The sequence below is a fragment of the Streptomyces sp. NPDC058086 genome (assembly GCF_042885015.1).
In the GTDB taxonomy this organism is placed as follows: domain Bacteria; phylum Actinomycetota; class Actinomycetes; order Streptomycetales; family Streptomycetaceae; genus Streptomyces.
Genome location: NZ_JBHVST010000218.1, coordinates 1 through 6,449 on the forward strand (window position 1 = coordinate 1; position 6,449 = coordinate 6,449).

Consider the following 6,449-nt stretch of genomic DNA (forward strand, 5'->3'; position numbering starts at 1 on the left):
CCGCGCCGCGTGGTGGGCGGCGAGTCTGCCTCCCCCCGAGGGGCTTGTCGGGGGCGGGCCCCGCCACCCCCGCGGGCCCCGCCTCTCGCGCGTCCGGCCCGGGCGCGCCGCGCCCGCGACGAGCGCGCCACGCCCGGGACGGGCAGAATGCGACGGGTGAACGCCGAAACCCGGAGGGTGACGCGGCCCCGCCCCGCTGAGCGGGTCGTGCCGCGGCGGCTCGTCGTCCCCGCGGGGGCGCTCGCGGCCGTCGTCGGCGCCTTCGCGTACGTCGGGGCCGTGGACCCCAACCAGCCCGGGCACTACCCCGTCTGCCCGCTGCTGCGCTACACGGGCGTGTACTGCCCCGGCTGCGGCGGTCTGCGCAGCGCCCACGCCTTCGTGCACGGGGACTTCGCGGCGGCGCTCACGGACAACGCGCTCGCCGTCATGGGCTACTTCGTCTTCGCGGTGGTGTGGACCGTCTGGGCGGTCCGCTCGGCGCGCGGACGGCCGCTGCGGATCGACCTGGGGCCCGTGCACCTGTGGAGCGCGGGCGTGGTGCTCCTGGTTTTCACCGTTGTCCGGAACCTGCCCTTCGGTGGCTGGCTGCACCCTTGATCAAATGACAAACGTCCAGGTAGTGGGACCGGCGTCAACCGGATGTGAAGCCTAGCCCTTCCTCCGGATACCATCGGGAGTGACCCATGATGGCCGTCGGGACGACGGCCTGGGGTCGACAGGCTCAACCGTTCACCGTCAGGGAAGGGGGCCGCTCGCGTGAGTGTGCTCGACGAGATCATCGACGGAGTCCGTGCCGACCTCGCGGAGCGGCAGGCGCGCGTCAGCCTCGACGAGCTCAAGGAGCGCGCGGCGAAGGCTCCCGCGGCCAAGGATGGCTTGGCCGCCCTGCGTGGCGACGACATCAAGGTCATCTGTGAGGTCAAGCGCTCCAGCCCGTCCAAGGGCGCGCTCGCCGCGATCGCCGACCCCGCGGCCCTGGCCGCGGACTACGAGGCGGGCGGCGCGGCCGTCATCTCGGTCCTGACCGAGCAGCGCCGCTTCGGCGGCTCGCTGGCCGACCTGGAGGCTGTCCGCGCCCGGGTCGACATCCCCGTGCTCCGCAAGGACTTCATCGTCACGTCGTACCAGCTGTGGGAGGCCCGCGCGTACGGCGCCGACCTCGCGCTGCTGATCGTGGCCGCCCTCGACCAGGCCGCCCTGGAGTCCCTCATCGAGCGCGCCGAGTCCATCGGGCTCACGCCGCTCGTCGAGGTGCACGACGAGGACGAGGTCGAGCGGGCGGTGGACGCCGGCGCGAAGGTCATCGGCGTCAACGCGCGCAACCTCAAGACCCTCAAGGTGGACCGCACCACCTTCGAGCGGGTCGCTCCCGAGATCCCGTCCGGCCTCGTCAAGGTCGCCGAGTCCGGCGTCCGCGGGCCGCACGACCTCATCGCGTACGCCAACGCCGGCGCCGACGCGGTCCTGGTGGGCGAGTCCCTCGTCACCGGCCGCGACCCGAAGACGGCGGTCGCCGACCTCGTCGCGGCCGGGGCCCACCCCGCGCTGCGCCACGGACGGAGCTGACACCCCGGTGCACAGCGCGCCCCACGCCACCGCCGTCACCCGTCCGGGCTCGCGCCCCGACGGGGGAGTGGCGTGCGTGCGGGCGGCTGCCGCCGGGGCGCGCGATCCCTACGCCCGCCTCGCCCGCGGCTGTCGGCCGCGCGGCTGCCGGGCACCGGCCCGCCGCGTCCACGGGCGCCGCGTGCGGTATGTCATCGGTGACGAACCGGGCCAGGTCAACGGCATGCGATGGCCCGCCGGCGCACGCGTAGGCGCCGCTCCGGGCCCGCCGCACCCCGCGGTGAGCTGACAGCTCCGACTCCCTCGTGCCACGTCGTGGCGGCCGCTCGCCGTCGCGACGGGAACTTCGTCCTCGGTACGGGCGGGTGGGAGGGATGCGAACGGTGTCGTCCGGGCGACCTGTGCGTGCGCGACCGACGTGACCCCTGTCCGACCCGTAACCGGGGCTGTCGCCCCTGCGAGGTATCCGCATGCCCAGCGAGTTCTTCATTCCCGACCCCGAGGGTCAAGTCCCCACCGCCGAGGGGTACTTCGGCGCGTTCGGCGGCAAGTTCATCCCGGAGGCGCTGGTCGCCGCCGTGGACGAGGTCGCCGTCGAGTACGACAAGGCGAAGGCGGACCCCGAGTTCGCCCGCGAGCTCGACGACCTGCTCGTCAACTACACCGGGCGCCCGAGCTCACTCACCGAGGTGTCCCGCTTCGCCGAACACGCCGGTGGTGCGCGCGTCTTCCTCAAGCGCGAGGACCTCAACCACACCGGGTCCCACAAGATCAACAACGTGCTCGGTCAGGCCCTCCTCACCAAGCGGATGGGCAAGACCCGCGTCATCGCCGAGACCGGCGCCGGTCAGCACGGCGTGGCCACCGCCACCGCCTGCGCGCTCTTCGGCCTCGAGTGCACGATCTACATGGGTGAGATCGACACCCGGCGTCAGGCGCTGAACGTGGCCCGCATGCGCATGCTCGGCGCCGAGGTCATCGCCGTGAAGTCCGGCTCCCGCACCCTCAAGGACGCCATCAACGAGGCCTTCCGGGACTGGGTCGCCAACGTCGACCACACGCACTACCTCTTCGGGACCGTCGCGGGGCCGCACCCCTTCCCCGCCATGGTCCGCGACTTCCACCGCGTCATCGGCGTCGAGGCCCGGCGGCAGATCCTGGAGCGTGCCGGACGGCTCCCCGACGCGGCCATCGCCTGTGTCGGCGGCGGCTCCAACGCCATCGGCCTCTTCCACGCCTTCATCCCGGACGCGGACGTACGCCTCATCGGCTGCGAGCCCGCCGGGCACGGCTTGGAGACCGGGGAGCACGCCGCGACCCTGACCGCCGGTGAACCCGGCATCCTGCACGGGTCGCGGTCGTACGTCCTCCAGGACGAGGAAGGGCAGATCACCGAGCCCTACTCCATCTCGGCGGGCCTCGACTACCCGGGCATCGGACCCGAGCACTCGTACCTCAAGGACAGCGGCCGCGGCGAGTACCGCGCGGTCACCGACGACGCGGCCATGCAGGCCCTGCGCCTGCTCTCCCGCACCGAGGGCATCATCCCGGCGATCGAGAGCGCCCACGCGCTCGCCGGGGCCCTGGAGGTCGGCAAGGAGCTGGGCAAGGACGGGCTGATCATCGTCAACCTGTCAGGGCGCGGCGACAAGGACATGGACACGGCCGCCCGCTACTTCGGTCTGTACGACACCGCCGCCGACGCCGTCGTCGAGCCGGACGCCGACAGTGACACCGCCGAGATCGAGGGGGACGCCAAGTGAGCGGCAACATCCAGCTGTTGAGCGACACCCTCGCCGCCGCGAAGGCGGAGGGGCGTTCCGCCCTCATCGCGTACCTCCCGGCCGGGTTCCCGACGGTCGACGGCGGGATCGCGGCCGTCAAGGCCGTCTTCGAGGGCGGCGCGGACATCGTCGAGATCGGTCTGCCGCACAGCGACCCCGTTCTCGACGGGCCCGTCATCCAGACCGCCGACGACATCGCCCTCAAGGGCGGCGTCAAGATCGCCGACGTCATGCGCACGGTCCGCGAGGCGCACGGGGCCACCGGGAAGCCGGTGCTCGTCATGACGTACTGGAACCCCATCGACCGCTACGGCGTCGAGCGCTTCACCGCGGAACTGGCGGAGGCGGGCGGCGCGGGCTGCATCCTGCCCGACCTGCCCGTCCAGGAGTCGGCGCTGTGGAGGGAGCACGCGGAGAAGCACGGCCTCGCGACCGTGTTCGTCGTCGCGCCCAGCAGCAAGGACGCCCGGCTCGCCGAGATCACCGCGGCGGGCAGCGGCTTCGTGTACGCGGCCTCGCTGATGGGGGTCACGGGCACGCGGGAGTCCGTGGGGGCCCAGGCCCAGGACCTGGTGCGGCGCACCAAGGCCACCACCGAGCTGCCGGTCTGCGTCGGCCTCGGTGTCTCCAACGCCACCCAGGCCGCCGAGGTGGCCGGCTTCGCCGACGGCGTGATCGTCGGCTCGGCCTTCGTCAAGCGGATGCTGGACGCGCCGGACGAGGCCGCGGGCCTCGACGCGGTCCGCGCCCTCGCGGGCGATCTGGCGAAGGGCGTGCGCGGCACGGCCTGAGACACCTTCCACCGCGTACGCGTCCTGTTGCGTACGTAACGGACAATCCGCTCACTCGAACGGGTGGACCTGGGACCGGGGAGGCGCGCTGCGCCTCCCCGGTTCGTTCTGCCGGTTGTGAGCGAGAAGAACCGTGACGGAAAGCGCACCGCCCGCGAGCGGATGGCGGTCGAGCGAGAGAAGCAGAAGTCCGCGGACAGGCGCCGCCGGGCGCTGATCGTGGGCGCGTCGGTGGTGTGCGTCCTGGCCCTTGCCGCGGTGGTGGGCGTCCTGGCCGCCAACTCGGGCAAGGACAAGAAGAGCGCCGCGTCGGGCCCGGCCGTGTCGCCCTCGGGTGCGACCGGCAAGGACGGCCTCGCGATCCCCGTCGGCAAGGACGGCGCCAAGTCGACCCTCACGGTCTGGGAGGACTTCCGCTGCCCGGCCTGCCAGGCCTTCGAGGCGGGGTTCCGCCCGACGATCCACGAGCTGGTGGACGCCGGAAAGCTCAGGGTCGAATACCACCTGGTCACGCTCATCGACGACGGCAGAGGAGGCAGCGGCTCCCGGCACGCGGCCAACGCCGCGGCCTGCGCCCAGGACGCCGGAAAGTTCACGGCCTACCACGACGTGCTGTACGAGAACCAGCCCAGCGAGACCACTGACGACTTCTCGAACGACAGCAAGCTCATCGAGCTGGCGGGCAAGGTCGACGGCCTGGACACCCCCGCCTTCCGGAAGTGCGTCAAGGACGGCACGCACAACAGCTGGGTCGTGAAGTCGAACGCGGCCTTCCAGCGCGGCGGTTTCCGGGGCACGCCGACCGTGCTGCTGGGCGGCAAGAACATCTACGAGGACCAGACGATGACCCCGGCGAAGCTCAAGCAGATGGTGGAGGCGGAGAACAAGGCCTGAGCCCCGCGTCGGCCCTGCGCCCCCGGCCCGGACACGGGCCGGGGGCGACTCATGTCGTTGCACGCCCTGACCCGAGTTGTGGCCTCCGTCACGGCCTTTGTCACGACCTCTTGCACGGCCTGTGTCACGGCCTCTGCCAGGGCCCCTGTTATGGACCCGTAGCCGGGCTGCTTGCCGTGGGTCCGGTCCGGCAGGGTAGCGTCGACCCTGCCATGGATATCGCCTACATTCCCAGCCCGTCGCACGGTGTGGTGCACCTCGGCCCCATTCCGCTGCGCGGCTACGCGTTCTGCATCATCATCGGCGTCTTCGTAGCCGTCTGGCTCGGCAACAAACGCTGGATCGCCCGAGGCGGGCGGCCCGGCACGGTGGCCGACATCGCGGTGTGGGCCGTCCCGTTCGGCCTTGTCGGCGGCCGGCTCTACCACGTGATCACGGACTACGAGCTGTACTTCAGCGACGGCCGTGACTGGGTGGACGCCTTCAAGGTGTGGCAGGGCGGCCTCGGCATCTGGGGCGCGATCGCGCTCGGTGCGGTGGGCGCGTGGATCGGCTGCCGCCGACGCGGCATCCCGCTCCCCGCCTGGGCCGACGCCCTCGCCCCCGGCATCGTCTTCGCCCAGGCCATCGGGCGCTGGGGCAACTGGTTCAACCAGGAGCTGTACGGCAAGGCGACGGACGTGCCGTGGGCGCTGCACATCACGTCCTCCACGGACGGGCGCGTGCCGGGGTACTACCACCCGACGTTCCTGTACGAGTCCCTGTGGTGCATCGGCGTCGGCTTCCTCGTCATCTGGGCGGACCGCCGCTTCAAGCTGGGCCACGGGCGGGCGTTCGCGCTGTACGTCGCCGCGTACTGCGTCGGCCGCGGCTGGATCGAGTACATGCGCGTCGACGACGCCCACCACATCCTGGGCCTGCGTCTCAACGACTGGACCGCGATGGTGGTCTTCGTCCTCGCGGTGACCTACATCGTGGTGTCGGCGCGGCTGCGGCCGGGACGCGAGGAGGTCGTCGAGCCGGACGGGGACACCCCCGACGGAGATGCCCTCGCCCTCGACAAGAACGCCGACGACAAGGCTGACGACGAGGCCGACGAGACGACCGACAAGAAGTCCGACGGCAAGAAGCCCGAGGCGGAGACGGACACCGAGTCCGACGAACCCGCGCAGTCCAAGGAGTCCAAGGAGTCCGTGGAGTCCCCGGAATCCGAGGAGCTTGTGGAGTCCGAGGAGTCCGAGTCGTCTGTGGAGGCGGCGAGGGGCGAGGCCGAGTCGGCCAAGAAGGTCTGAGTTCCTCCGGTACGTCGCAGGGGGGCGCCCCCGCCCACGTACCCGCGCCCGCCACCGCACAAATACCGCGGGAGCCGCCCCGCCGTGGGGCGGGGCCCGGCCCCGACGCCCCCGAGAAC

Annotated in this window: 7 protein-coding genes; all 7 read left to right on the forward strand. The window is 71.9% G+C overall.

Annotated features, from left to right (window positions below; genetic code table 11):
• Positions 1-147: 147 nt before the first annotated feature.
• The 7 genes from ACFVWD_RS56870 (at position 148) to lgt (ending at position 6,330) form a co-directional block, all read left to right on the forward strand.
• On the forward strand, positions 148-600 hold the full coding sequence (locus ACFVWD_RS56870; RefSeq protein WP_389606943.1) for a DUF2752 domain-containing protein: 453 nt from the start codon (positions 148-150) through the stop codon (positions 598-600).
• Positions 601-759: 159 nt separating this feature from the next.
• Complete coding sequence (gene trpC / locus ACFVWD_RS56875; RefSeq protein WP_389606944.1) at positions 760-1,569, forward strand: indole-3-glycerol phosphate synthase TrpC; 810 nt, start codon at positions 760-762, stop codon at positions 1,567-1,569.
• Between the two features lie 7 nt (positions 1,570-1,576).
• Positions 1,577-1,858: a tryptophan biosynthesis modulator TrpM gene (gene trpM / locus ACFVWD_RS56880; RefSeq protein WP_389606945.1), complete on the forward strand. Its 282-nt coding sequence runs from the start codon at positions 1,577-1,579 to the stop codon at positions 1,856-1,858.
• Between the two features lie 181 nt (positions 1,859-2,039).
• Positions 2,040-3,332 (forward strand): tryptophan synthase subunit beta, encoded by a 1,293-nt coding sequence (trpB, locus tag ACFVWD_RS56885; protein ID WP_389606947.1) that lies wholly within the window; start codon positions 2,040-2,042, stop codon positions 3,330-3,332.
• A complete protein-coding gene (gene trpA, locus ACFVWD_RS56890) occupies positions 3,329-4,144 on the forward strand; it encodes a tryptophan synthase subunit alpha (protein ID WP_384905916.1) in 816 nt (271 codons plus the stop codon). Before trpB ends, trpA begins: the two co-directional genes overlap by 4 nt.
• Positions 4,145-4,261: 117 nt before the next feature.
• On the forward strand, positions 4,262-5,038 hold the full coding sequence (locus ACFVWD_RS56895; protein ID WP_389606949.1) for a DsbA family protein: 777 nt from the start codon (positions 4,262-4,264) through the stop codon (positions 5,036-5,038).
• Between the two features lie 212 nt (positions 5,039-5,250).
• Positions 5,251-6,330 carry a prolipoprotein diacylglyceryl transferase gene (lgt, locus tag ACFVWD_RS56900; RefSeq protein WP_389606950.1) on the forward strand — a complete coding sequence of 360 codons (1,080 nt, stop codon included), beginning with the start codon at positions 5,251-5,253 and terminating at the stop codon, positions 6,328-6,330.
• The last annotated feature ends 119 nt before the right edge of the window (positions 6,331-6,449 follow it).

Excerpts from the sequence above, each read along its gene's own strand:
- lgt (WP_389606950.1), top strand. The coding sequence starts at position 5,251 with ATGGATATCGCCTACATTCCCAGCCCGTCGCACGGTGTGGTGCACCTC.
- ACFVWD_RS56870 (WP_389606943.1), top strand. The coding sequence starts at position 148 with ATGCGACGGGTGAACGCCGAAACCCGGAGGGTGACGCGGCCCCGCCCC.
- trpB (WP_389606947.1), top strand. The coding sequence starts at position 2,040 with ATGCCCAGCGAGTTCTTCATTCCCGACCCCGAGGGTCAAGTCCCCACC.